The organism is Pseudomonas sp. TE3895 (assembly GCF_056278855.1).
Genome location: NZ_JBWBQE010000001.1, coordinates 4,215,139 through 4,238,296, shown reverse-complemented (window position 1 = coordinate 4,238,296; position 23,158 = coordinate 4,215,139). Strand labels below are relative to the sequence as shown.

The following is a 23,158-nucleotide window of genomic DNA, read 5'->3' as shown; positions in this document are numbered from 1 at the left end:
CGGCCTCTTCGCGTGCGTCCCCGCGAAGAGGCCACAAAACGCAACGTGAGTTCTGGCGGTTACCCATAACAACAAAAACGACACCCACGCTTCACACCCAAGGAGGCAACATGGCCACCTATCTCGTCAGCGCCGAAGACTCCGGCACCGACACTGCCAACAGCATTCCCCGGCGCTATGCCTGGGTCGTCTTTGCCCTGACCTTCGGCCTGTTGATCTCCGACTACATGTCGCGCCAGGTGCTCAATGCGGTGTTTCCGCTGCTCAAGGGCGAATGGGCATTGAGCGACAGCCAGTTAGGCTTGCTCAGCGGCATCGTCGCGCTGATGGTCGGCCTGCTGACCTTCCCGTTGTCGCTGCTGGCCGACCGTTTCGGCAGGGTACGCAGCCTGGTGCTGATGGCCGTGCTGTGGAGCCTGGCCACGCTCGGCTGTGGCCTGGCGGAAAACTACCCGCAAATGTTCATTGCGCGCTTTCTGGTCGGGGTCGGCGAGGCCGCCTATGGCAGTGTCGGCATTGCCGTGGTGGTCGCGGTATTCCCCCGCGACATGCGCTCGACGCTGGCCGGGGCGTTCATGGCGGGCGGCATGTTCGGCTCGGTGCTGGGCATGGCCTTGGGCGGGGTGTTGGCCCAGCACCTGGGCTGGCGCTGGGCATTCGCCGGCATGGCATTGTTCGGCCTGGTGCTGGCGATGCTCTACCCAGTCATCGTCAAAGAGGGGCGCATTGCCCCCAAGTGCGCGCAGCAGGCGCTGGACAAGGCCAGCCACCCGCTGCGCACCCTGTACAGCAGCCGTTCGGTCATCGCCGCCTATGTCGGCAGTGGCCTGCAGTTGTTTGTCGGCGGCACCCTGATCGTGTGGATGCCCAGCTACCTGAACCGCTATTACGCCATGGGCACCGATCGCGCGGGGGCGATCGCCGCCGTCATCGTGCTGTGCAGTGGTATCGGCATGATTCTCTGCGCCATGCTCTGCGATCGCCTTGGGCGGCAGCGCCCGGACCGCAAGATCAGCCTGGCCATCGGCTATTGCCTGGGCAGTTGCGCGCTGCTGAGCATTGCCTTTGCGTTGCCTGCCGGTACCGCACAACTGGTGCTGATCTGCCTGGGCATGATGATCGCCGCCGGCACCAATGGCCCTTCCAGTGCCATGGTCGCCAACCTGACCCACGCCGCTGTGCATGGCACGGCATTCGCCACCCTGACCTTGGCCAACAACCTGCTCGGCCTGGCCACCGGGCCGCTGATCACCGGTCGGGTGTCTGACCTGATCGGGCTTCAGGCGGCGCTGCAGTGGGTGCCACTGACAAGCATTGCAGCGGCGGCCGTGTTCTGGGTTGCCAAACGTCACTACCACCGCGACATGGATCGTCTGCGCGCCAGGAGTTGAAACTGTGAAACAGCAATTGTCCATCGAGGTGCTCTTCGATTTCGTCTGCCCCTGGTGCCTGATTGGCCAGCGGCACTTGCAGGCTGCGTTGTTGCTGTTGCAGCGTGAGCAGCCACACGTGCAAGTGCAGGTTCACAGGCAGGGCGTGCAGTTGCTGCCGGGGCTGCCAGCCAATGGGGTACCCTTCAAACAGTTCTACCTTCAACGCCTGGGCAGCGAGCAGGCAGTGCGCGAGCGCCAGGCTCAGGTGCGCGCCGCTGCCCGCGTGGTGGGGGAGGATATCGACTTCTCGCGCATCTGCCGCATGCCAAACACCGGCAACGCCCACCGGTTGATGCAGCGCGCCGGCAGTCTGCTTGGCGCGTCGCAACAGCAAGCGTTGCTGGAGCGGCTGTTCATTGCCTATTTCCACCAAGGCCGTGACCTCGGTGATAGCCGCACGTTGCTCGGCATCGCCGAGAGTTGCGGGCTCAAGGCCGCGCAGGTAATCGATTGTTTGCGTGATGATGGCAGCCCGTTCCTCGACGGTGCAGGGCGTGCAGGCAGTGCCGTGCCACGTTATCGCTTCAACCTAGGCCCTCTGATTGCCGGGGTGCGGCCAGCCGAGGCGCTGTTTGCCGCGATGACCGACGCCTTGTCAGAGAGGGTGCAGGCATGAGCCTGCGTATCGCCCTGAACCCCAGCCAACTGCCGGAGCGCAATGGCCGGGTGCTGCTGGCCTGCGAGGGCCGCAGCGTAGCGTTGTTCAATGTCGCCGGTGCGCTCTATGCCATCGACGATAGCTGCCCGCACCAAGGGGCGTCGCTGTGTGGCGGGCGCCTGGAAGGGCGGGTGATCCAGTGCTGTGCCCACGGCCTGCGCTTCGACCTGGCCAGCGGCTACCTGGTCAATTCCAAGGCGTTGAAAGTTACCTGCTACCCGGTGCAGCAGGAGGGTGATGCGGTATTCATCACCCTCGATAGTGACGGGTTTGGGGAGCAGGGCTGACACTGCTTGCCCGCCAGCTGGCCGGCGGCATGCCGTACTGGGCGATGAACCAGCGGGTGAACGAACTGGGCATCGAGTAGCCGAGCATATCGGCAATGCGACCCAGCGAATAGCTGGGGTTCTCCAGGTAGCGCATCACCAGGTCACGTCGCACGCTGTTGATCAGGTCCTTGAAGGTCAACCCGCTTTCTTCCAGCCGCCGCTGCAGCGTGCGTACGTTCATGCCCTGGGTTTGCGCCACTTGCTCGAGGGTGGCCCGCCCCATGGGCAGCAGCAGGTAGATGGTCTTGCGCAACTCCAGCTCCAGCGATGGTTCGCTGCCTGCTGGTAGCGTGTCCAGGTAGCGCCGCGCCAGGCGGGCCATGGCTTCGTTGGCTTGCGGGCTGGCACTGTCGAGGTCGGCGGCAGGGCAGACGATGCCGTTGAACTCGCTGCCAAACACCAGCGTGCAGCCGAAAATGCGCCGGTGAATGGCGGGGTCGGCGGGGGCCGCATGGGTGAAATTGGCGCTGATCGGGTGCCAGTGCGTGCCTAGCAGCGCCGCGCACAAGCGCATCATCACGCCGATAGCCAGCTCGGTGGCCTGGCGGCTACAGGGCGCGCGCTCGCTGATCACCTCTTCGCGAATGACCACGGTCTTGCCAGCTTCTTCGATATGAATGGCTAGCGCGTCATTGAGCAGATGACGGTACTGCACGATCACCTGCAGCGCATCGCGCAGGTTGCGTTGGTGGCTGAGCAGCAGGCTGATTTCGCCGAAGTCCGACAACTGGCGCAGTTCGGCCATGCGCAAGCCGAAGCTCTCGCATTGGCTGGCGCTGGCGGAAGCTTCCAGCAGGTTGATCACGCTGGCCACCGGGATACGCCGGTTGGGGTCGTCGAGCAACGCCGCGCTGAGGCCCACCTGTGCCAGCAGTTTGTGGGGGTTCAGACCCAGGTGGCGAGACACCTCCAGGTAATTGGTCAAGCTGGCGGCGCGGACGAGGGCAGGCATTTTTTATTGTTATCCCTATTGTTCAGGCAACCTGGCGCTTTCAAGCAGCAGCACAAGGCTGTTGCGACAAAAAGCACTTGGCTTGCAGGTGCACGGGTTTTATAGCCTGCGTGTCATCTATTGAAAAGCAAAGCCCTGTTCGGGCCATTGTCATCAAATGAAAAGTACCTGACGCCCAATGTGAAGCACCCGGGGGGAGGGCTGTTTACTGTGAACCTCAACAGCTACACCGCACACGAGGTTCACCGTGGAAAAACTGCAAACCACTGCCACCGTGTTGATCGTCCCTGGCCTGCGCGACCACGTTGCCGATCATTGGCAGACGCTGCTTGCCAGCCGCCTGGCGAAGGTGCGCAGCGTACCGCCGCTGAAGCTTGACGGCCTTTGCTGCAACGCCCGGGTAGAGGCGATCCAGCGCGAACTGGAGCAGATCGACGGCCAGGTGCTGCTGGTGGCGCACAGTGCCGGCGTACTGATGGTCGCCCACTGGGCCGCACGTTACCGGTGGCCGATCAAGGGGGCTTTGCTGGCTGCACCGCCAGACCTCAACGCCCAATGGCCGGCGCACTACCCAAGCCCAGCCAGCCTGGCCGCCCAGGGCTGGTCGCCGTTGCCAACCACGGCGCTGCCGTTCCCGAGCATTGTCGCGGCCAGCAGCAATGACCACCTGGCCAGCTACGCCGCCGTTAGCGAACTTGCCCACCGTTGGGGCAGTGAACTGGTCAACCTGGGTGCCGTCGGCCATCTCAACCCGGCTTCCGGTTTCGGCCCTTGGCCGTTGGCCGAGGCCCTGATCCGCCGTCTGGACGCCGAAACCCTGTAGTAACGCATGGACGCCCCAGCCACGCCCGCAACAGACGGGCGGCGTAAAAAACAATAACAATACGTGGAGCCATCGTAATGCCAGAACACCGCATTCACCATGCCGTGAAGCCACAGCGCTGCCTGCTCGCCTGCGCCGTCGCCCTGCTCACGCTGCCCGCCGCCCAGGCCGTCGAAGTCGAGACCGGCAATGAAGACTGGGCCGTGCGCTTGGACAATACCGTCAAATACAATTATGGCGTGCGCACGGAAAGCGCCGACAAGCGCATGCTGGGCACGCCCAACAGCAACGACGGTGACTACAACTTCCGCAAGGCCGGCACCAACATCACCAACCGGGTCGACCTGCTGACCGAGCTGGATGTGGTGTATCAGGGCAACACCGGTTTTCGCGTCAGCACTGCCAGCTGGTACGACAAGGCCTACGACAATACCGGCTCCAACAGCAACCCGTTCGTCAATGGCAACGGTGATCAGTCGGGCATCAGCCCCAGCCTCAATGGCCTGCCGGGTACTGGCACACCCCTGGGCAGCCCGCACCTGAGCAACTACGCCCAGCGATACTACAACGGCCCATCGGGCGAAGTGCTGGATGCGTTCGTATTCATGAGCCGTGATGTCGGCGAAGCGTCGCAGGTCAGTGCCAAGCTGGGCCAGCACAACCTGTTCTGGGGGGAAACCCTGCTCAACCCCGTGCATTCGCTGAGCTATGGCCAATCCGGCCTGGACCTGGCCAAGCTGGCGGCCTCGCCAGGCACCGAGGCCAAGGAGCTGTTCGTCCCCCGCAACCAACTGTCGACCTCGTTCCTGGTCAACTCCGAACTCACCTTGGGTGCGCAGTACTTCTTCGACTGGGATGCTGCCCGCTTGCCCGAAGCGGGCACCTACTATGGCGGCGCCGATGTGGTAGGCGAGGGCGCGCAGAGCTTCCTGCTCGGCCACACCGGCACCCCGGGCTTGATCCCGGTGCGCGGAGCGCTGACCACCCTCCGTCGCGGTCATGACCTGACGCCCGGCAAGAGCGGCGACTGGGGCATCATGGCCAGGTGGTCGCCGCAATGGCTGGGCGGCACCCTCGGTTTCTACTACCGCAAGACGTCCGAGATTCTGCCTCAGGCCTGGCTCGATGCGCGCGGCATGACCGTGGCCAGTGGCCCTTTCGGCAACCCGCCGGGCAGCCGCCAAGGGGCGGTCGGTAACCTGTACAACTCGCTGCAAAGCACCACTTACCAGTTCGCCTACGCCGACAACATCGACATCTATGGCCTGAGCCTGTCCAAGGATGTGGCCGGCATCAGCGTCGGCAGCGACCTCAACATCCGCCACAACATGCCGCTGGCGAGTATCCCGGCAATCGTCAGTGCCCCCGGCCAAGGTGGCCTGGGTGGTGGCTTCGGTTTACTGCCGTCGCGCCTGCCCAGCAGCGGGGTGGTCTACGACGTGCCCAAGGATGGTGACAGCCTGAGCGCCACTGGCGACACCCTGCATTTCACCGTCAACGGCCTGATGACGATGGGTGACACGCCGCTGTTCGACTCGGCAACCCTGCTGGGTGAGCTGTTCTACAGCAACCTGCTCAAGCTCGATGGCCACAACGAGGCTTTGTACAAAGGCAAGGGCAGCTACCGCGGCATCGACAAGGCGACCCGCGACAACTGGGGTATCGCCGTCAACTTCACCCCCACCTGGTACCAGGTGTTGCCGGGCATGGACTTGAGCATGCCGTTGTCGGTCAACGTCGGCCTGGACGGTGTCTCGCCAGTGCAAGGCGGCGGCGCCGAAAACACCGGCAATTACGCGGTGGGCTTAAGCGCTGCGATCTACAACCAGTACTTCGTCGACCTCAAGTACGTCGACAGCTTCGGTGAGACCAAGGCCTGCAAGGACGGCCAGACCGACGGCAGCACCCCCAATGCCCTGGACGGCGAACAGGATTACACCTGCTACGGCGGCGGCTACGCCTCCTTCTCCGGCGGTGGCGCCACCACCGAAGACCGTGGCGCGCTGTACCTGACCGTCAAGACGACCTTCTGAGCCCTGTTTCCTACCGCCTACACAGGAAGACAACCATCATGACCTTCGTACGTACCCTGCTGGCCTCGTGCCTGTCGCTGGCCGCGCTCAACGCCGCCCAGGCTGCCGTTTCCCCTGACCAGGCTGCACACCTGGGCACCAACCTGACCACCCTCGGCGCCGAAAAGGCCGGCAATGCCGACGGCTCTATCCCGGCCTACCAAGGCGGCCTGCTTACCCCGCCGGCCAGCTATCAGAGCGGCGCCAGCATGCGCCCCGACCCGTTTGCCAGCGAGAAGCCGTTGCTGGTCATCGATGGCAAGAATGCCGATCAGTACAAGGGGCAACTGACCGCCACTACCCTCGAACTGCTCAAGCGCTACCCCAGCTACCACGTTGACGTGTACCCGACGCACCGCAGCGTTGCGCTGCCGCAGGCGGTGCTGGACAACACCCGCAAGAACGCCACCGGCGCCAGAAGCCAGGAGGGCGGCACTGCCGTGGACAATGTGCTGCCGGGCATTCCGTTCCCCATTCCGCAGAACGGCGCCGAGGCCATGTGGAACTTCCTGCTGCGCTACCAGGGCGTGAGCATGACCGCCAAGTACGACTCGTGGAACGTCGATGCTGCCGGCAAACCGTCATTGTCGACCACAGGCCAGGCGCACATCAGTTACCCGATCTACGAGGACATGACCAGGCCGATCGGCGCCAAGGACACCTATTACCAGATGAAACTGGTGTACACCGGGCCCGCACGCCGTGCCGGTGAAGCAATGATGCTGCGCGACGCTGCCAACCCGCTGGTGCAGCCGCGCAGCGCCTGGCAGTACCTGCCGGGCCAGCGCCGGGTCAAGCTGGCACCTAACCTGGCCTACGACACGCCCAACCCGGGCACCTCCGGCTCTGGCACCTACGATGACGTGTTCGTCTTCAACGGCGCGCTGGACCGCTACGACTGGACCCTGGTCGGCAAGCAGGAGATGTATGTGCCTTACAACACCTACCAGCTGACCTACAACACCGATGTCAAACAGTTGATCACCCCCAACCACCTGGCGCCGCAGTTTGTACGTTGGGAAAAACACCGCGTGTGGGTGGTGGAAGGCAAGCTCAAGGACGGCGCGCGTCACATCTACCACAAGCGCCGCTTCTACCTTGATGAGGACAGCTGGATCGCGCTGGCCTCGGACCAGTACGACGCCCGTGGCCAGCTGTACCGGGGTTCGTTCGCCTTCCTCACCCAGAGCTATGACAAGCAGACCCCGGACGCCACGCCGTTCATGATCTACGACCTCATCGGCGGCACCTACAACCTCAATGGCGTGGTCGGTGCCTACGGCGGCATCCGTTACATCGACCCGTTGTCGAAAACCCAATGGTCGCCCGATTCGCTGGCCGGCAACGGCATTCGCTGAACGCACGGAGCAGAGGTTCCAATGTCTGTCTTCAAACGATGCAGCGTGGTGATGCTGGCCCTGGTTGCGCTGCAGGGTGCAGCCTTGGCTGCGCCATTCACCGATGTGCTGGATGTGCCCGCCATGCCCAGCGCCCTTGCCAGCAGTAGCGCCCTGCGTGATGTGACCTGGGCCGGGCAGCGCCTGGTCGCGGTCGGCCCGCGCGGGCACATCCTGTATTCCGATGACCACGGCGCGCACTGGCAGCAAGCCCAGGTGCCGGTCAGCGCCGACCTGAATGCGGTGAGCTTCGCCACGCCCGAACTGGGCTGGGCGGTGGGCCACGACGGCGTGGTCCTGCACAGCCGTGACGGTGGCATGCACTGGCAAAAACAGCTGGACGGCCGGGTACTGGCCGAACAGCTGCCAGGCGCGGACACCGACAATGCCTTGCTCGACGTGTGGTTCGGCGATGCCCGCACGGGCTACGCGGTGGGGGTGTTCAACCTGCTGCTTCGCACCACGGATGGCGGCAAGCACTGGCAGCCGTGGCTCGACCACAGCGACAACCCGCAAGGCCTGCACCTGACCAGCCTGGCCGCGGTGGGCGACGAGTTGTTCATCACGGGCGAGCAGGGCCTGTTGCTGAAGTGGGACGGCAAGCGCTTCGCTCGCGTTGGCACACCCTACGCCGGCACCCTGTTCGGTGCTGTCGGCAAGCCCGGCGTGCTGCTGATATACGGCCTGCGCGGCCACGCCTACCGCAGTACCGATGGCGGCCAGCAGTGGCAACTGATCGACACCGGGATCAACGCCAGCCTCACCGCCGCCGGTATCGACCGTGACGGGCAATTCTGGCTTGCCAGCCAGGCCGGTGACCTGCTGCTCAGCCGCGATGACGGCGCCAGCTTCAGCCCGGTACCCCACAGCCCCCGCAGCCCAGTCACCGCGCTCGTCAGCGATGCCGGTAACGGCCTGGTGCTGGTGGGCGAGCGGGGCACGCGCAACCTGGCCGGTAACCCCACGCTGCACCCCTGACAAGAGAAGACCCTGATGGCCGCTACCCGCCAAGATACGCTTCCGGTAATCCGCAACCTCGCCGATTTCGACCCACGCTCGGGCAATCGCCTGGAACGCCTGGTGTTCAACCATCGCTGGCCATTTCTGCTGTGCATGCTGCTGGCAACGTTGGTGCTGGGCTTCATGGCGGCGACGCGCCTGGAGCTGCGCCCCAGCTTTGACAAAATGCTGCCGCAGAGCCACCCCTACATACAGAACTACCTGGAAAACCGCGCTTCGCTGCGCGGATTGGGCAATGCGGTCCGGGTGGTGGTAGAGAACACCCACGGTGATATCTTCGACCCGGGTTACCTGCAGACCCTGCGCCATATCAACGACGAACTGTTCCTCAGCCAAGGCGTGGACCGGGCATGGGTGAAGTCCTTGTGGAGCCCGGCGGTGCGATGGACCGAGGTTACCGAGGAGGGTTTCCAGGGCGGGCCGGTCATGCCTGACGGGTATCAAGGCGCAGCCGGTGATATCGAACAGCTAAGGCAGAACATCGAGCGTGCCAACATCGTCGGCAGCCTGGTAGCGCGCGACTTCAAGTCGAGCATGCTGGTGGTGCCGCTGCTGGACCAGGACTCAGCCACCGGCAAAGGCCTGGACTACCATGCCTTTTCGCAAAAGCTCGAACAATTGCGCAGTCAGTACCAGGCCAGCGGCCAGTACCGCATTCATGTGATCGGCTTCGCCAAGCTGATGGGCGACCTGATCGACGGCCTGATCCAGGTGATGGCGTTCTTTGCGCTGGCTGTGCTGACCAGCCTGGTGATCATCTACTGCTATACCCGCTGTGTACGCAGCACCTTGCTGGTGGTGGTGTGTTCGCTGACTGCGGTGGTATGGCAGCTGGGTATCGTCGCCTGGCTGGGCTATGCCATCGACCCGTATTCGATCCTGGTGCCGTTCCTGATCTTTGCCATCGGCGTGTCGCACGCGGCGCAGAAGATGAACGGCATCCTTCAGGACATAGGCCGCGGTACGCACCGGCAGATTGCCGCCCGCTATACCTTCCGCCGCCTGTTCGTGGCCGGGGTCACCGCACTGCTGGCCGATGCCGTGGGCTTTGCGGTGCTGATGCTGATCGATATTCCGGTGATCCAGGACCTGGCAATCACCGCCAGCATTGGTGTGGCGGTGCTGATTTTTACCTCGTTGCTGTTGATGCCGGTGGCGCTGTCCTATGTCGGTGTGGGCCGCAAGGCAGCCGAGCGAGCGCTGCGTATCGATGCTCGCGCGGATCAGCACCGTGGCTTCGGCCGGCTGTGGGCGCTGCTTGACCGATTCACCGAACGCAAGTGGGCCAGTGCTGCACTGCTGGCTGCCCTGGCGTTGGCCGCCCTAGGCACCTGGGGTAGCCTCCAGCTGAAAATCGGCGACCTCGACAGTGGCGCCCCCGAGCTGCGTGCGGACTCGCGCTACAACCTCGACAACGCTTACATCACCCAGCACTACGCACTGTCCAGCGATACCTTCGCGGTCATGGTCAAGACGGCCCCCGAAGGCTGCCTGCAATACCAGACACTGATCCTCGCCGACCGCCTGGCCTGGGAGCTGCAGCAACTGCCGGGTGTGCAGACCACCGTGTCGCTGGCAAACGCGGTGCGCCAGATCACTGCGGGTACCTACGAAGGCAACGCGCGCCTGAACAGCCTGCAGCGCAACCAGGACGTGCTCAACTACGCCGCCCAGCAAGCCTCGGTCAACGCCCCGGAGCTGTTCAACAACGACTGTTCGCTGATGCCGGTGATCGCCTACCTCAAGGACCACCGCGCCGACACGCTGGCCCAGGTGGCTGTAGCGGCTGAGCGTTTCGCCCAGGCCAACAGCAATGCTGACCACCAATTCCTGCTGGCCGCCGGCAGCGCCGGCATCGAGGCCGCCACCAACGAGGTGGTGCGCGAGGCCAACCACCGCATGCTGTTGCTGGTGTACCTGGCGGTGACCCTGTTCTGCCTGGTCACCTTCCGCAGCTGGCGAGCGACGCTGGTGGCAATCCTGCCGCTGATGCTTACCTCGGTGCTGTGCGAGGCGTTGATGGTGGCCATGGGCATCGGCGTCAAGGTCGCCACCTTGCCGGTGATCGCCCTGGGGGTGGGCATTGGCGTGGACTACGCGCTGTATCTGCTCAGCGTGCAGTTGCACTACCAGCGCGCCGGCCTGAGCCTGGCCCACGCCTACCAGAAAGCCCTGGCCTTCACCGGTCGGGTGGTGGGGCTGGTCGGTATCACCTTGGCCGCTGGCGTAGCCGGCTGGGCTTGGTCGCCAATCAAGTTTCAGGCCGACATGGGCCTGCTGCTGACCTTCATGTTCCTGTGGAACATGCTCGGCGCGCTGGTGCTGATACCCGCGTTGTCGCACTTCCTCCTGCGCGGCCAGGGCGCCCCGGCAGCTGCCGATGCCCAGGCGCCGGCGCTTTCGCAAACCCAAGAAACCGAGTGCTCGCCTCATGTCTGATTACCTTGCGCCACTGCGCGACATGGATTTTCTGTTCAACGAAGTGTTCGACATCCCGACCTGGTGGGCGCAAACGCCCGAACTGGCCGAGGTGGTCGATGGTGACACTGCCCGGGCCATACTCGAGCAGGCCGGCAAGCTGATTGCCGAGCGAGTGGCGCCGCTCAACCGCAGTGGCGACGAGCAGGGCTGCCGCTGGGAGGCTGGCCTGGTACGCACGCCCGACGGCTTCGCCGATGCCTACCGGGCATTTGCCGCTGACGGCTGGGTCGGTGTGGCCGGCGACCCGGCCTACGGCGGCATGGGCATGCCGAAGGTGATCGGCGCCCAACTCGAAGAGATGCTCAATGCCGCCAACCTGTCGTTTGGCCTGTACCCGATGCTGACCGCCGGGGCCTGCCTGGCACTGCTCAACCATGCCAGTGAGGCTTTGCAGGCGCTGTACCTGCCACCCATGTACCAAGGGCGTTGGGCCGGTTCGATGTGCCTGACCGAGCCCCACGCCGGCACCGACCTGGGCCTGATCCGCACCCGGGCACAACCCCTCGCCGACGGCGGCTACCGCATCAGCGGCACCAAGGTCTTCATCACTGGCGGCGAGCAGGACCTGACCGAGAACATCATCCACCTGGTGCTGGCGCGGTTACCGGATGCCCCGGCCGGCCCCAAAGGCATCTCGCTGTTCCTGGTGCCCAAGGTGCTGGTCGACGCCGACGGCGTGCTTGGCGAGGCCAATGCAGTGAGCTGCGGCTCGATCGAGCACAAGATGGGCATCAAGGCCTCGGCCACCTGCGTGATGAACTTCGACGGCGCCATCGGCTACCTGGTCGGCGAGCCGAACAAGGGCCTCAATGCCATGTTCACCATGATGAACTACGAGCGCCTGGGCGTGGGTATCCAGGGGCTGGCGCTGGGCGAGCGGTCTTATCAGGGGGCCATCGCTTATGCCCGTGATCGTCTTCAAGGCCGCGCGCCGTCGGGTGTCGAAGCGCCGTCGCAGTCTGCCGACCCGATCATCGTCCACCCGGACGTACGCCGCATGCTGCTGACCATGAAAGCGCTGAACGAAGGCGGGCGGGCATTTTCCACCTACGTGGCGTTGCAGTTGGACCTGGCCAAATACAGCGACGACCCGGCTACACGCGCCAATGCCGAGGCCAAGGTGGCGTTGCTTACGCCGGTAGCCAAAGCCTTCCTCACCGACATGGGACTGGAGACTACCCTGCACGGCCAGCAGGTGCTGGGTGGCCACGGCTATATCCGCGAGTGGGGCCAGGAGCAGTTGATTCGTGACTGCCGCATTACCCAGATCTACGAAGGCACCAATGGCATCCAGGCGCTCGACCTGGTAGGGCGCAAGCTATTTGGTGATGGCGGCAAGGCCTACCGTGGCCTATCTGACGAAATCGTCAGCTTTGCCCAGGCGCTGCCAGTGGCGCACGCCGAGTTCAGTGCGCCACTGCTGGCTGCCGTGCACAACCTTGACGAACTGAGTGCGTGGCTGCTCGACCGCAGCCAAGGCAACCCACGCGAGCTTGGCGCGGCGGCGGTGGAGTACCTGCACGTGTTTGGCTACACCTTCTACGCCTACCTGTGGGCGCGCATGGCCGTGGTGTGCCAGGGCCAAGCGGCACCTGAGCCGTTCCACCTCAGCAAGCTCGGTACCGCGCGCTTCTACTTTGCACGCCTGCTACCACGCATCCATTCGCTCAGCGCCAGTGTCAGGGCTGGCAGCGATAGCCTGTACCTGCTCAAGGCCGAGCAACTGTGATGGCCACCAACATACTCACCACTCGCGTCATGCCCCGGGCCGAGCAGGCCTATGCCTATCCGCTGCTGATCAAACGCCTGCTGCTGTCGGGTGTGCGCTACCAGCCCAACCAGGAAATCGTCTACGCCGACAAGCTGCGCTACACCTACACCACGTTGCTGGAACGCATCCAACGGCTGGCCAACGTGCTGACCACGGCCGGGGTCAAGCCTGGCGACACGGTGGCATTGCTCGACTGGGACAGCCACCGGGCACTGGAATGTTTCTTTGCCGTACCAATGCTGGGCGCGGTTTTGCATACGGTGAACGTGCGGCTGTCCAGCGAGCAGGTGCGCTACACCATGAACCACGCCGAGGATCGGTGGGTACTGGCGCATGACGACTTCCTGCCATTGATGCAGCAGCTATGCGCCGACCTGCCGGCAGTCGAGGGCATCATCCGCCTCAGCGACGGCGCTGCCGCCGCGCAGACAGTGCCTTTGCTGGGCGAATACGAAGCCATGCTGGCGGCTGCAGCGCCACAGTTCGAATTTGCCGACTTCGACGAAAACTCGCTGGCCACACTGTTCTATACCAGCGGTACCACCGGCAACCCCAAGGGGGTGTACTTCAGCCACCGGCAACTGGTGCTGCATACCCTGGTCGAGCAGGGCACCTTGGCCGCGTGTGGGGAGGTACCGTTGCTGCGCACCGGCGATGTGTACATGCCGATCACGCCCATGTTCCACGTGCATGCCTGGGGCGTGCCCTATGTGGCCACGGCGCTGGGCATCAAGCAGGTCTACCCCGGGCGCTACGAGCCCAACCGCCTGGTGCGCCTGTTCCATGACGAGGGGGTGACGTTCTCCCATTGCGTACCGACGGTGCTGCAAATGATGCTCGACAGCGAGCAAGGGCGCTGCACCGACCTGACCGGCTGGAAGATGCTGCTGGGCGGCAGCGCCCTGACGCTGAGCCTGGCCCAGCGTGCCAGCGCACGCGGCATCAGTGTGCATTGTGGCTACGGCATGTCGGAAAGCTGCCCGCTGCTCAGCATCACCCACCTGAGCACCGACTTGCTGGCACAGCCCATGGCGCAGCAACTGCCGCTGCGCATCGATGCCGGTGTGCCGCTTGCCTTGGTGGACCTGCGCATCGTCGATAGCGAGGGCAGGGAAGTACCGCACGATGGTGCGAGCCTGGGCGAAATCGTGGTGCGCGCGCCTTGGCTGAGCCAGGGTTACCTGCACGAACCGGAGCAAGGCGCGGCGCTGTGGCTGGGTGGCTGGATGAATACCGGTGACCTGGCCTGTATCGACTCGCTGGGCGTGGTGCGTATCCGCGATCGCATCAAGGATGTGATCAAGACCGGTGGCGAGTGGATCAGTTCGGTGGCGCTGGAAAACCTGATCAGCCAGCACCCGTCCGTCGCCTCGGTCGCGGTGATCGGTATTCCTGATCCACAGTGGGGGGAACAACCTTTGGCCTTGGTGGTCTGTCATGACGGTGTGCAGTTGGACCAGCCGGCATTGGCCAGGCACCTGCAGCCGTATGTTGACAGCGGGCACCTGGCCAAATGGGCGATACCGCGGCAGGTGCGGTGTGTGGACGAGATCCCCAAGACCAGTGTCGGCAAGATCGACAAGAAACGCATTCGCCAGACTGCAATATAGAAGTGGCTTGCGATGCTTGGGGGCGCCTTGCGCCCCATCTTGTTGCTGGCGGGGTCTTTGCCCGCGCGCTCAGCAGCCCCAAAACCCCGCCAAACAAGGGAATGGCGGTTGACTTAAGTTCACCCACGTAAAGTTAGGTAAAAGCGGCCACGGCATATACACGGATCAGTATTGTGGTTTGTACTGTCCAGTTAAAGATGCCATTGATGAACACACTTCCGTCGCAGCCAAGCGCTGAACGCGGGGCGTTCTCCGGTTTCGAGGCGTGTCGCAATTCCCAACAGGGCCCCGTGGTGATCCTTGCCTCCGGCGCTTCTGCCAAACATTTTCCGCTGGGCGAGTTTGCGCACTTGCCCATCATCGCCATGAATGGCTCGGTCGCCATGACCGCCGAACACGGCATCAAACCCTTCTTCTACGTGTGCACCGACAAAAGCTTTTGCCAGCAACAGCCGGCCTTGTTCGCCACTGCCGTGCGCGACAGCGAACGCCTGGCCTTGTGGCCAGAGCAGTATGCGCGTACCGATGTGCCAGCTCACACCCAGTGTTATGCCTTGCACAAAGCCGATATGCCGAGCCTGCTGGACGGTTTGCGCGGCCATGGTGACAGTTGCGTGTGCAACCGGGCACTGTGGAGCAAACGCAGCCGCTCGATCGCCTTCAGTAAAGACATGGGCCATGGCTTTTTCGATGCCCGCACGGTGGCTTATGTGGCCTTGCAGTTGGCCTATCACCTGGGCTTCGAGGAAGTGTTGCTGGTGGGGGTTGACCTCGACCAGAGCGTCGGGCGCTTTTACGAGGACGGCCAAGGCCCGTCTTCGCCGTGCGGGCTCGATCAGCATTGGGACAGCCGCATCCTGCCGTCGTTGAAGCTGATGGCCAGGGAAGTGGTCAGCGAGCATTTCCACGTCTACAACCTGTCGGCAACATCACGCATTCCCGCTGAGCTGATACCCAAGGTCACGCTCAGCCAGGCGCGGCACATTGCCGGCTGCGCAATGAACTGAGCAAGAAAGCGGGTGCATCAAGGACTGTGGATGCGTACAGTGGGCCGATCGCAACTTGCAGGAGCCTGCTATGTCCAGCGCATTCACGATCATGCCATCGCCCGTCGGCATGCTGACCCTTGTGGCCCGTGGCAATTGCCTGGCAGCCGTATTGTGGGAAGAGGAGCGGGAAAACCGCGTACGCCTGGGCGCACTGCACCGGGACGACCAGTGCCCGGTACTGCGGGAAACCGCTCGCCAGCTGGGCGAGTACTTTGACGGCAAGCGCCAGCGTTTCGAGCTGGCACTGGACTTTGCCGGTACTGAGTTCCAGCGCCAGGTGTGGGCCGCGTTGCTGGCGATACCGTTCGGCGAAACCCGCAGCTACAGCGACATTGCCCGGCAGCTCGGCAACCCCAGGGCGGTACGCGCGGTTGGCGCTGCCAATGGCCGCAACCCGATTTCGATCATTGCTCCCTGTCACCGGGTAATCGGCGCGTCGGGCAGCCTGACCGGCTTTGCCGGTGGCCTGGCGGCCAAGCAGTATCTGCTGGCGCTGGAAGGGCGGCAAAGCCTGGCACTGGACCTGTAAGGCGTCAACCGAACCCGCTGGCGATCAGGCAGGCCAGCACAGCCAGCACCGAACCGGCGATCAGGGTGTATTGCCGCCGGGCCTGACGTGCGCGGGGCCCGACCTCACGCAGGTACTCGCCGGGCGTAGGCGCATCGGGCCGATGGCGCAAACCCTCGGCCACATCGGCAAGTTGACCCTGAATCAGCAAGCCGACCAGACAGTAGGTGCAGGCGTAACTCAGCAACGCTAGAAACAGATAGATCATGCAAGGTACGGTGCCAAGGGCAGGGTGATCGCGCTGGCACTGCGGGTGTCGAGTACGATCAGCCCTTCACTGTGGTCATCCAGGCTGGCCAGCAAGTGCCCCTGGCTGTCCCATGCTGCAGAACCGCCAGCACCGATGAAGGTGTCGGCCGGCCCCACGCAGTTGGCCATCAATACCGGCATGCCCAGCTCGCGTGCCACCTCTGGGTAGTGCGCATATCCCTCGCGGATACCCTTGGCGGTTTTCGCAACGCTGACCAGGTACAAGTCGGCACCGCGCTCGCGGGCCACGGCGGCATGCGCCAGGAACATCGATTCGTAGCAGATCGCCGGCGCCACCCGGTGTTCACCCACCTCCAGCAGCAATGCCTGATCACCTGGGGTGAAGTAAGGCAGCTCATCATCATGCAAGCGCTGCTTGGCATAGGCCTGGCGGGGCGCCTCAGGGCAGAAGATGGGCATGCCGATGCGTATGCCGTCGGGCGTCGGCAATGGCAGGCCCACGGCAACGGTAATGCCCAAGCGGTCGCAGGCTGCCTGCAGCGGGTCCAGGCGCGCGGAGGTGACGGGCAGGGCGGCCTGGCGCGCCACACTCGGCTCATAGCCGGTCAGCGACAGCTCGGGGAACACCACCAGTTCGGCACCCAGGGCCGCGGCCTGCTCGATGCAAACCAGATGGCGCTGGAGGTTGCCTGGCAAATCGCCCTTGAGCGACGCCAGTTGTACGGCGCACAGTTTCATCAGAACCATTCCCTGGTGAAGATTGACGTGCCGAGCATACTATCGGCACCAACGCCTGTTCCAGTGAAGGGTTTTTCAGGAAGCCTGGGGTGCGCAGCAAAACGCCCCCCGACCTGCGCAGCCACGGTACCTTGTGCCATGCTGTCCAGTGACAGCGCCATGCGCACGGCCCGCGCAAAGGCGGGCAGGGTGCTACCAGCGGAGGAACACTGTAATGGCACGGTTTCGGCGGATGATCGCCAATATCCGGGGACGGGATCTGGCCGTGGGCGATATCCATGGCCACTTCCAGCGCCTGCAACAATGCCTGGATGCGGTAGGGTTCGATCCGGCGGTGGACCGACTGTTCAGCGTAGGTGACCTGGTCGACCGTGGGCCGCACAGCGAGGCAGCGCTGGACTGGCTGGCCCAGCCTTGGTTCCATGCCGTCCAGGGCAATCATGAGGCCTTGGCAATCACCCGCGTGCGCGGTGGGCGGCTCGACCTGGGCATGTACCGCGCCGCCGGGGGTGGTTGGTTCCTCGACTTGCCGCGGCGCGAGCAACTGCGTTTCGTGGAGCGTTTCGAGCAGTTGCCGATTGCCATGGAAGTGGAGAGTGCGGACGGTCTGGTAGGCCTGCTGCATGCCGACAGCCCGTTTGCCGACTGGGCAGTCTTACGCTCCTGGCTGGAGCTGGATGACGACCCTGACGTGCGCCAAGTGTGCCAGTGGTCACGTCGGCGCCTGAAAGAGGGTGACACCCAACCGGTGCAGGGCCTGCGAGCCCTGCTGGTCGGCCACACCCCGGTGCTGGAGGCCAAGCTGCTAGGCAATGTGTGGCACCTGGACACGGGGGGCTGGGCCAGCGGTCATTTCACCTTGGTCGACATGCGCACCTTGCAACGGGTCAGCCCCAGGCCAGATGCAGCAACAACGCCCCTGCCAACATCACCAGCATGACCCCCGAGGCCCGCTCCAGCCACGCCAGGCTGCGGGCGAAGCGCCGCAGTACCCGCTGGTTGCCGATGGCCACGGCGACAAGCAAGTCCCAGAGCAGGACGATGCTGAACATCCATAGGGCGTAGGCCGTTTTCCAGCCGGGGCTGACGCTGGCGACCATGCTGGCCAGGCTGGCATAGAACAGCGCGTTCTTGGGGTTGAGGATGCCGGATAGGAAGCCCATGCCCAAACTGCGCCACCAGCCATGCACCCGCTGGCTGCCGGCGACTGAGCCCAGGCTGGTTTGCCCGGCATGGCGCAGGAACAGCACGCCGATGTACAGCAGGTAGCTGGCCCCGGCCAGTTGCAGGGCGGTGAACAGCAGGCTGCCCTGCTGCAGTACCGAAAGCCCGGTGAAGGCGATGACGATGAACGCGCCATTGGCCAGCGCTATGCCCAGGCAAGCGCCGCTGGCGATGCGCCAGCCGCTGTTGATCGCGTTGCGTGCGACCAGGAAAAAGTCCGGGCCAGGTGAGAGCAGGGCAAGGAAGTGGGCCAGGGCGATGATCATGAATTGTTGCATTGGGGGCTGCTCTGCGGAAAAACCGCAGTCTGCTGCCGGGCCCGTTCTGGCGTATTGAACAATATTGCACCTGCAGCGGCCTTCAGTTTCCGCGGTACTGCCCCGGCGTAACCCCCACATGGGCCTTGAACACCCGCTGGAAATGGCTTTGGTCAGCAAAGCCAAGCTGGTAGGCCACTTCCGCCAGGGCCAGCCCTTCACTCAACAGTTGCCGCCCGCGATTGACCCGGGCATTGAGCAGGTAGGCATGCGGGGTAAACCCGGTAGCCGCTCGAAACGCGCGGATCAGTTGATAGCGCCCAAGCCCGGCCTCCCGCGCCAACACCTCCAGGCTCAATTGCGCAGGGTCCTGGTGTTCGATGCGTGCAAGCAACCCGCTCAAGGTGGCGGCTTTCAGGACGGGGGCCGCTGCCAGCGGTGGGTGCGCGGCAACGTCCAGGTCCCCCAGAAAGGCAATCAGCGCCGCATCTTTCTCGCCATTGCAGGCACTGGAAAACAGTAACCTGTTCAGCGCGCAGAACTGCCGATACACCTCAGCCTCCCTGCAGATACGCACCGGTTCCCCGGCTTCGATACCGCCAAGGCCCGACTCCAGGCGTAACTGCGTCAGCCAGTCGGCATCCACATGCAGCATCTGATAGCTCCACGCCAGGCCGGGTGCCGGATTGCAGGCATGCACGCGGTGGGCCGGGACCAGTACCAGCGTGCCGGGTGCCAAGTGATGCTGCCCGTCGGCAGCCCCGGTGAAATGGCTGCAGCCAGCATCTACCGCACCGATGGAAAACGTCGGGTGGCTGTGGGCCTTGTAGCAGGCCCGGCTGTGGCAGGCGCGCCGGCTTTCGACATGTGCCAGGGCCGGGTCGCGCCACAGGGCGGCGTGGGAACGGGGCATTACAGGCTCCTCGGTATTGTCGGCAGGGTAACAGGTGCCGCGCACCCGTACAGTTTTTATCGCTGGCTGTTACTTGACCGCAGGGCCCGGAACGCGCCGAAATAGAGGGCTGTTGTCAGAGGAAAACGAGAATGGACCTTTCAAGCCTGCTGCTCTTCATCCCCGCTTGCTTCGCCTTGAACATGGCGCCAGGGCCCAACAACCTGTTGTCACTGCACAACGCCAGCCGTTACGGCCTGCGCACCGCCTGTGTGGCCGGCGCCGGCCGTATCCTTGCCTTCTGCGGCATGATCGCCCTGGCAGCGATGGGCCTGGCAGTGGTGTTGCATACCAGCGAATACCTGTTCCTGGCCATCAAGGTGGTGGGCGCGGCCTACCTGTTCTACATCGCCTGGCAACTGTGGCGCGCACCTGTGAGCGAGGCCGTGGTGGCAAGCGATCACCCAGGCGGCACTTGGCGCCTGGCGCGCCAGGAGTTCTGGGTGGCGGCCGGTAACCCCAAGGCCATCCTGATCTTCACCGCCTTCCTGCCGCAGTTCGTCTCGGTCGGTAGCAGCACCCCGGTGAGTGAGCAGTTCCTTTGGCTGGGTGTGTTGTTCCTGCTGCTGGAATGGGCGGCCATTGCCATCTACTCAGGCCTGGGCGCCTACATGCAGCGCTGGTTCAGCCAGCCCGGCCCACGCCGGATGTTCAACCGGGTCAGCGCCTCCTTGCTGGGCTGCGCGGGCCTCGGTCTGCTGGCTGCGCGCCGCTAGAACTGCCAGCGCACGCCCAGGTTAACGCCGCTGGCTTCCTGCTGGCGGCTGTCCAGGTTGGCGGTGTACTGCACGCCGCCATGCAGGCTCAGCGCTTCGTTGACCTGCGCTACCACACCGCTTTCCAGTTGCACTGAGGTATAGCGGTAATCGGTCTTGATCTTGTCTGCGTCATCGAAGCTCAAGGTGTCGCGCCCACCGTCGCCGTGCCACAGGTTGACCTGCGCATAGGGCTGCAACAGGCGCCCGCTGCTCCCCGTGAACGCACCCTCCAGGCGCAGGCCCAAACGGCCGGTCAGCTCGACCTGGGCGTCATGACTGATGCGCGAGACGCTGTCGCTGGCGCTGTCCAGCGCGACCTTTTGCGCAATCAGCTGAGCTTGCGGTTCCACGCGCCAGTGCTCGGACAGGGTGATGGGGTAGCCCGATTCCAGTGAAGCTGTCAAGGCGTGGCCGTCGAGGTTCAGCGTGTCGCCACGCTCGGAGCGGGCGCGGCCATCCAGGCGGGTGTATTGCAACACCGCGTCCAGGTACGCGCCCTGTGGCCCGACCAGCGTCCAGTAGGTGCCCACGCTGTCGCCATCGAGTTTAAGGTCGCCCACGCTGCGGTCGTGAACGGCCAGGGCAAACCCTTTGACGTCGGCGTCCAGGCGGCTATGGCTTACGTAGATACCAACATGCTGGCGGTAACCGTTCTCGCCAACCTTGGCATACAGGTCCTGGCCCACCTTGAAACCGTACAGGTCGCCATCCAGGCTCGGGCTGACCGTGCCGCTCCATTGCTGGCGCAGCGTGCCGCCGTAGGCTTGCCCCCAGCTGGCGGGCAGGGCGCTTTCACCCTGCAGTAACAGCTGGTCGCCCTGGCGTTGGTGGAAGGTGCCCAATGCCTGACGGGCGATGATCGCGGCACCCCGCGGCGCTGCGGCATACACCGGGACCTCGGGGCGGTACAGCGGCAGGCTTTGGCCCTGCACCGGCGCCGGCAGCTCGGCCTGGCCGGGCGCTGGCGCAGCGACGGGCGGGGTGACGGCCGGGGCGATCACGGGCGGCTCGCCCGGTGCCGGCACAGGGGCTGGGGCGGGTGGCGCAACCAGCGTCGAGCGCAGGTACCAGCTGTTTTCACTGCCGGCAGTGACGCCCCCTTTGAACAGCCGATAGTCGTAGGCTCCGGCCGATAGCCTTTGGGTCTGTACAAAGGCGGTGGCCGTGCTGGTGGCGCCGTCACGGGCTTCGACCACCTGGATGCCGTTCTGCGCCGTCGCCGCACCTGCGCCGTTGAGGTTGTTGATGAGCACCTGGGTAGAGCCGGCGATGGCGCCGCGGCTGACCACCAGGCGATCGGAAGCAGCGCCATCGCCGGCCAGCACGCTGTTCAGGCGCAGGGTGCCGTTGTTGCCGGTGTAATCGCCCTCGATGCTCAAGCGGCCCATGGCATCATTGCCGGCGGTGAGGTCAAGTGTGCCTGCGTTGCTGATTGCGGCGCGCTGGCCAGGGGCAAACGCAGTGATCACCCCTTGGCGTGAAGTGATGCTGCTGCTGGCGTCGAGGGTGAGGCTGCCCGTGCTGCTGTCACTGTCGCCCAGTACCAGCGTGTCATCCAGTGCCAGCCGGCTGCCGTTGTTCAGCGCCACGCGTTCCCAGTTCACATAGTGGGCACCGCCTGCCGGCTGGCTGGCATCGAACGTCAGGCTGTCGTCACCTTCGCCGCCGTCCAACGTGATACTCAGTACCTCGGGCGTAAGGCCTTTGAGCAGTGCCGTGTCATCACCTGGGCCGGCATCCACGCGCCCGACAATACGGCCTCCGTCCCAGGTGAAGCGGTCGTTGCCAGAGCTCAGCAACACATCGCCGCCAACCTGGCCACCGTGCACCAGCACCTGGTCGTCGCCACCGCTGACGCTGATGTTGCCGCCGATGTTGCCATCGAAGACTTCGATGTAGTCCTTGTCGAAGGCCGTGATGACGTTCCGGTCGACGCTGCCGCCACGCATGATGAAGGTGTTCTCGTCCAGCCGCATGTTGACGTTGCCGATACGCCCGTCGTCCATTTCGGCATAGTCGCCGCTGTCGAACGTGCCCTTGATCCAGCCGCCGCTCATGTGAAAGGTGTCCAGGCCATCACCCTGGTTGAGGTTGCCTTCGATGACGCCGCCGCTCATGACGAAGTCATCGATGCCAGCGCCTTGGTTGACGTTTCCGCCGACGCTGCCAGAGGCCATGTCGATGCTGTCTCTGCCGGCGCCAAAGGTTACGTCGCCGGTAATGGTGCCGCGACCGGATGCCGGGAATACCAGGCGGTTATCACCGCTGGTGTCCACCAGCGAGGGCGCAGTGCCGCTGTCACAGGTGTAGGTGTCGTTACCCGGGCCGGGTGAGAAGGTACAAGCCGCGTGTGCAGCGGGCGAGGCCATGCCCAGCAGCGGGAGCGAACCCAGGGTCAGCATCAGGCGTAGACGCATCAGGAAAACCTCCATTCACCAGGGAAACCTGCGCACCACGCGTGGTGCACAGGGTTACCGGGGTTGTATAGAGGAGTGCGTCACGACCACAACTGGCAAAAATGTCAGGTGGCAAAGGGCTAGCGCGTTAGTCGCGGTAGAACGTTTGCACCAGGTGGTAGCCGAATTTGCTCTTGATCGGCCCGTGTACCACACGCAAAGGCTTCTTGAAGATCACCTGATCGATGGCGCCGACCATCTGCCCCGGGCGAACTTCGCCCAGGTCACCACCACGCTTGCCGGATGGGCAAAGAGAGAACTTTTTCGCGAGCACGTCGAAAGCCTCGCCGTTGGCGATGCGCTGCTTGAGCTTTTCGGCTTCGTCAGCGGTCTTGACCAGAATGTGGCGGGCTTGGGCTTTCATGGGCTACCTGTGCATCGGGGAAAAAGGCGGCATTAT

At 64.2% G+C, this 23,158-nt stretch carries 21 protein-coding genes; 14 read left to right on the top strand and 7 right to left on the bottom strand.

Annotated elements, in window-relative coordinates; translation table 11 throughout:
* Positions 1–110 precede the first annotated feature (110 nt).
* From ACZ889_RS19020 to ACZ889_RS19010, 3 genes are read left to right on the top strand one after another with little or no spacing between them, the layout of a single operon-like run.
* Positions 111–1,391 (top strand): MFS transporter, encoded by a 1,281-nt coding sequence (locus ACZ889_RS19020; protein WP_476257690.1) that lies wholly within the window; start codon positions 111–113, stop codon positions 1,389–1,391.
* Positions 1,392–1,395: 4 nt separating this feature from the next.
* Positions 1,396–2,049: a DsbA family protein gene (locus ACZ889_RS19015; RefSeq protein ID WP_020191132.1), complete on the top strand. Its 654-nt coding sequence runs from the start codon at positions 1,396–1,398 to the stop codon at positions 2,047–2,049.
* Positions 2,046–2,378: a Rieske (2Fe-2S) protein gene (locus ACZ889_RS19010; RefSeq protein ID WP_012052447.1), complete on the top strand. Its 333-nt coding sequence runs from the start codon at positions 2,046–2,048 to the stop codon at positions 2,376–2,378. Before ACZ889_RS19015 ends, ACZ889_RS19010 begins: the two co-directional genes overlap by 4 nt.
* Here the strand turns inward: ACZ889_RS19010 and ACZ889_RS19005 are convergent.
* Positions 2,341–3,372: an AraC family transcriptional regulator gene (locus ACZ889_RS19005; RefSeq protein WP_121783576.1), complete on the bottom strand. Its 1,032-nt coding sequence runs from the start codon at positions 3,370–3,372 to the stop codon at positions 2,341–2,343. The two genes, ACZ889_RS19010 and ACZ889_RS19005, sit on opposite strands and share 38 nt — an antisense overlap.
* Before the next feature lie 247 nt (positions 3,373–3,619).
* On the opposite strand from ACZ889_RS19005, the gene ACZ889_RS19000 reads away from it, so the two are divergent.
* The 9 genes from ACZ889_RS19000 (at position 3,620) to ACZ889_RS18960 (ending at position 16,124) form a co-directional block, all read left to right on the top strand.
* Positions 3,620–4,195 (top strand): RBBP9/YdeN family alpha/beta hydrolase, encoded by a 576-nt coding sequence (locus tag ACZ889_RS19000; RefSeq protein WP_014860235.1) that lies wholly within the window; start codon positions 3,620–3,622, stop codon positions 4,193–4,195.
* A 77-nt stretch (positions 4,196–4,272) separates the two neighbouring features.
* Complete coding sequence (locus tag ACZ889_RS18995; protein WP_476257689.1) at positions 4,273–6,228, top strand: DUF1302 domain-containing protein; 1,956 nt, start codon at positions 4,273–4,275, stop codon at positions 6,226–6,228.
* 38 nt (positions 6,229–6,266) lie between these two features.
* Complete coding sequence (locus ACZ889_RS18990) at positions 6,267–7,625, top strand: DUF1329 domain-containing protein (RefSeq protein WP_180689987.1); 1,359 nt, start codon at positions 6,267–6,269, stop codon at positions 7,623–7,625.
* Between the two features lie 21 nt (positions 7,626–7,646).
* Positions 7,647–8,642, top strand: coding sequence for a WD40/YVTN/BNR-like repeat-containing protein (locus ACZ889_RS18985; protein ID WP_476257688.1), 996 nt, complete (start codon positions 7,647–7,649; stop codon positions 8,640–8,642).
* Positions 8,643–8,657: 15 nt separating this feature from the next.
* Positions 8,658–11,123: an efflux RND transporter permease subunit gene (locus ACZ889_RS18980; protein ID WP_180689989.1), complete on the top strand. Its 2,466-nt coding sequence runs from the start codon at positions 8,658–8,660 to the stop codon at positions 11,121–11,123.
* Positions 11,116–12,894, top strand: coding sequence for an acyl-CoA dehydrogenase C-terminal domain-containing protein (locus tag ACZ889_RS18975; protein ID WP_180689990.1), 1,779 nt, complete (start codon positions 11,116–11,118; stop codon positions 12,892–12,894). The genes ACZ889_RS18980 and ACZ889_RS18975 overlap by 8 nt, the downstream gene beginning before the upstream one ends.
* On the top strand, positions 12,894–14,546 hold the full coding sequence (locus tag ACZ889_RS18970; protein WP_476257687.1) for a fatty acid--CoA ligase: 1,653 nt from the start codon (positions 12,894–12,896) through the stop codon (positions 14,544–14,546). The genes ACZ889_RS18975 and ACZ889_RS18970 overlap by 1 nt, the downstream gene beginning before the upstream one ends.
* Positions 14,547–14,752: 206 nt before the next feature.
* Entirely contained in the window at positions 14,753–15,553 is an 801-nt protein-coding gene (locus ACZ889_RS18965) for a lipopolysaccharide biosynthesis protein (RefSeq protein ID WP_180689992.1), read from the top strand.
* 70 nt (positions 15,554–15,623) lie between these two features.
* Positions 15,624–16,124: a methylated-DNA--[protein]-cysteine S-methyltransferase gene (locus tag ACZ889_RS18960; RefSeq protein WP_004576657.1), complete on the top strand. Its 501-nt coding sequence runs from the start codon at positions 15,624–15,626 to the stop codon at positions 16,122–16,124.
* Between the two features lie 4 nt (positions 16,125–16,128).
* Here ACZ889_RS18960 and ACZ889_RS18955 read toward each other — a convergent pair whose 3' ends face one another.
* The gene (locus ACZ889_RS18955) at positions 16,129–16,371 is read right to left on the bottom strand and encodes a hypothetical protein (protein ID WP_010953917.1); all 243 of its coding nucleotides are present in this window, start codon (positions 16,369–16,371) and stop codon (positions 16,129–16,131) included.
* The gene (locus ACZ889_RS18950; RefSeq protein WP_047604885.1) at positions 16,368–17,111 is read right to left on the bottom strand and encodes a carbon-nitrogen hydrolase family protein; all 744 of its coding nucleotides are present in this window, start codon (positions 17,109–17,111) and stop codon (positions 16,368–16,370) included. The genes ACZ889_RS18955 and ACZ889_RS18950 overlap by 4 nt, the downstream gene beginning before the upstream one ends.
* 214 nt (positions 17,112–17,325) lie before the next feature.
* Here ACZ889_RS18950 and ACZ889_RS18945 point away from each other — a divergent pair, with 214 nt between their 5' ends.
* A complete protein-coding gene (locus tag ACZ889_RS18945) occupies positions 17,326–18,051 on the top strand; it encodes a serine/threonine protein phosphatase (RefSeq protein WP_180689994.1) in 726 nt (241 codons plus the stop codon).
* On the opposite strand, the gene ACZ889_RS18940 is transcribed toward ACZ889_RS18945, so the two are convergent.
* Both ACZ889_RS18940 and ACZ889_RS18935 read right to left on the bottom strand, forming a co-directional pair.
* Entirely contained in the window at positions 17,999–18,613 is a 615-nt protein-coding gene (locus ACZ889_RS18940) for a LysE family translocator (RefSeq protein WP_180689995.1), read from the bottom strand. The genes ACZ889_RS18945 and ACZ889_RS18940 overlap by 53 nt on opposite strands.
* Positions 18,614–18,695: 82 nt before the next feature.
* The gene (locus tag ACZ889_RS18935) at positions 18,696–19,505 is read right to left on the bottom strand and encodes a helix-turn-helix transcriptional regulator (protein ID WP_476257686.1); all 810 of its coding nucleotides are present in this window, start codon (positions 19,503–19,505) and stop codon (positions 18,696–18,698) included.
* Positions 19,506–19,636: 131 nt separating this feature from the next.
* Between ACZ889_RS18935 and ACZ889_RS18930 the strand changes: the two genes are divergently transcribed.
* Positions 19,637–20,260, top strand: a complete 624-nt coding sequence (locus ACZ889_RS18930; RefSeq protein WP_003248288.1) for a LysE family translocator — start codon at positions 19,637–19,639, stop codon at positions 20,258–20,260.
* On the opposite strand, the gene ACZ889_RS18925 is transcribed toward ACZ889_RS18930, so the two are convergent.
* Both ACZ889_RS18925 and ACZ889_RS18920 read right to left on the bottom strand, forming a co-directional pair.
* On the bottom strand, positions 20,257–22,734 hold the full coding sequence (locus ACZ889_RS18925; protein ID WP_476257685.1) for an autotransporter family protein: 2,478 nt from the start codon (positions 22,732–22,734) through the stop codon (positions 20,257–20,259). The two genes, ACZ889_RS18930 and ACZ889_RS18925, sit on opposite strands and share 4 nt — an antisense overlap.
* Before the next feature lie 112 nt (positions 22,735–22,846).
* Positions 22,847–23,122, bottom strand: coding sequence for a peptidylprolyl isomerase (locus tag ACZ889_RS18920; protein ID WP_012272428.1), 276 nt, complete (start codon positions 23,120–23,122; stop codon positions 22,847–22,849).
* Positions 23,123–23,158: the final 36 nt, after the last annotated feature.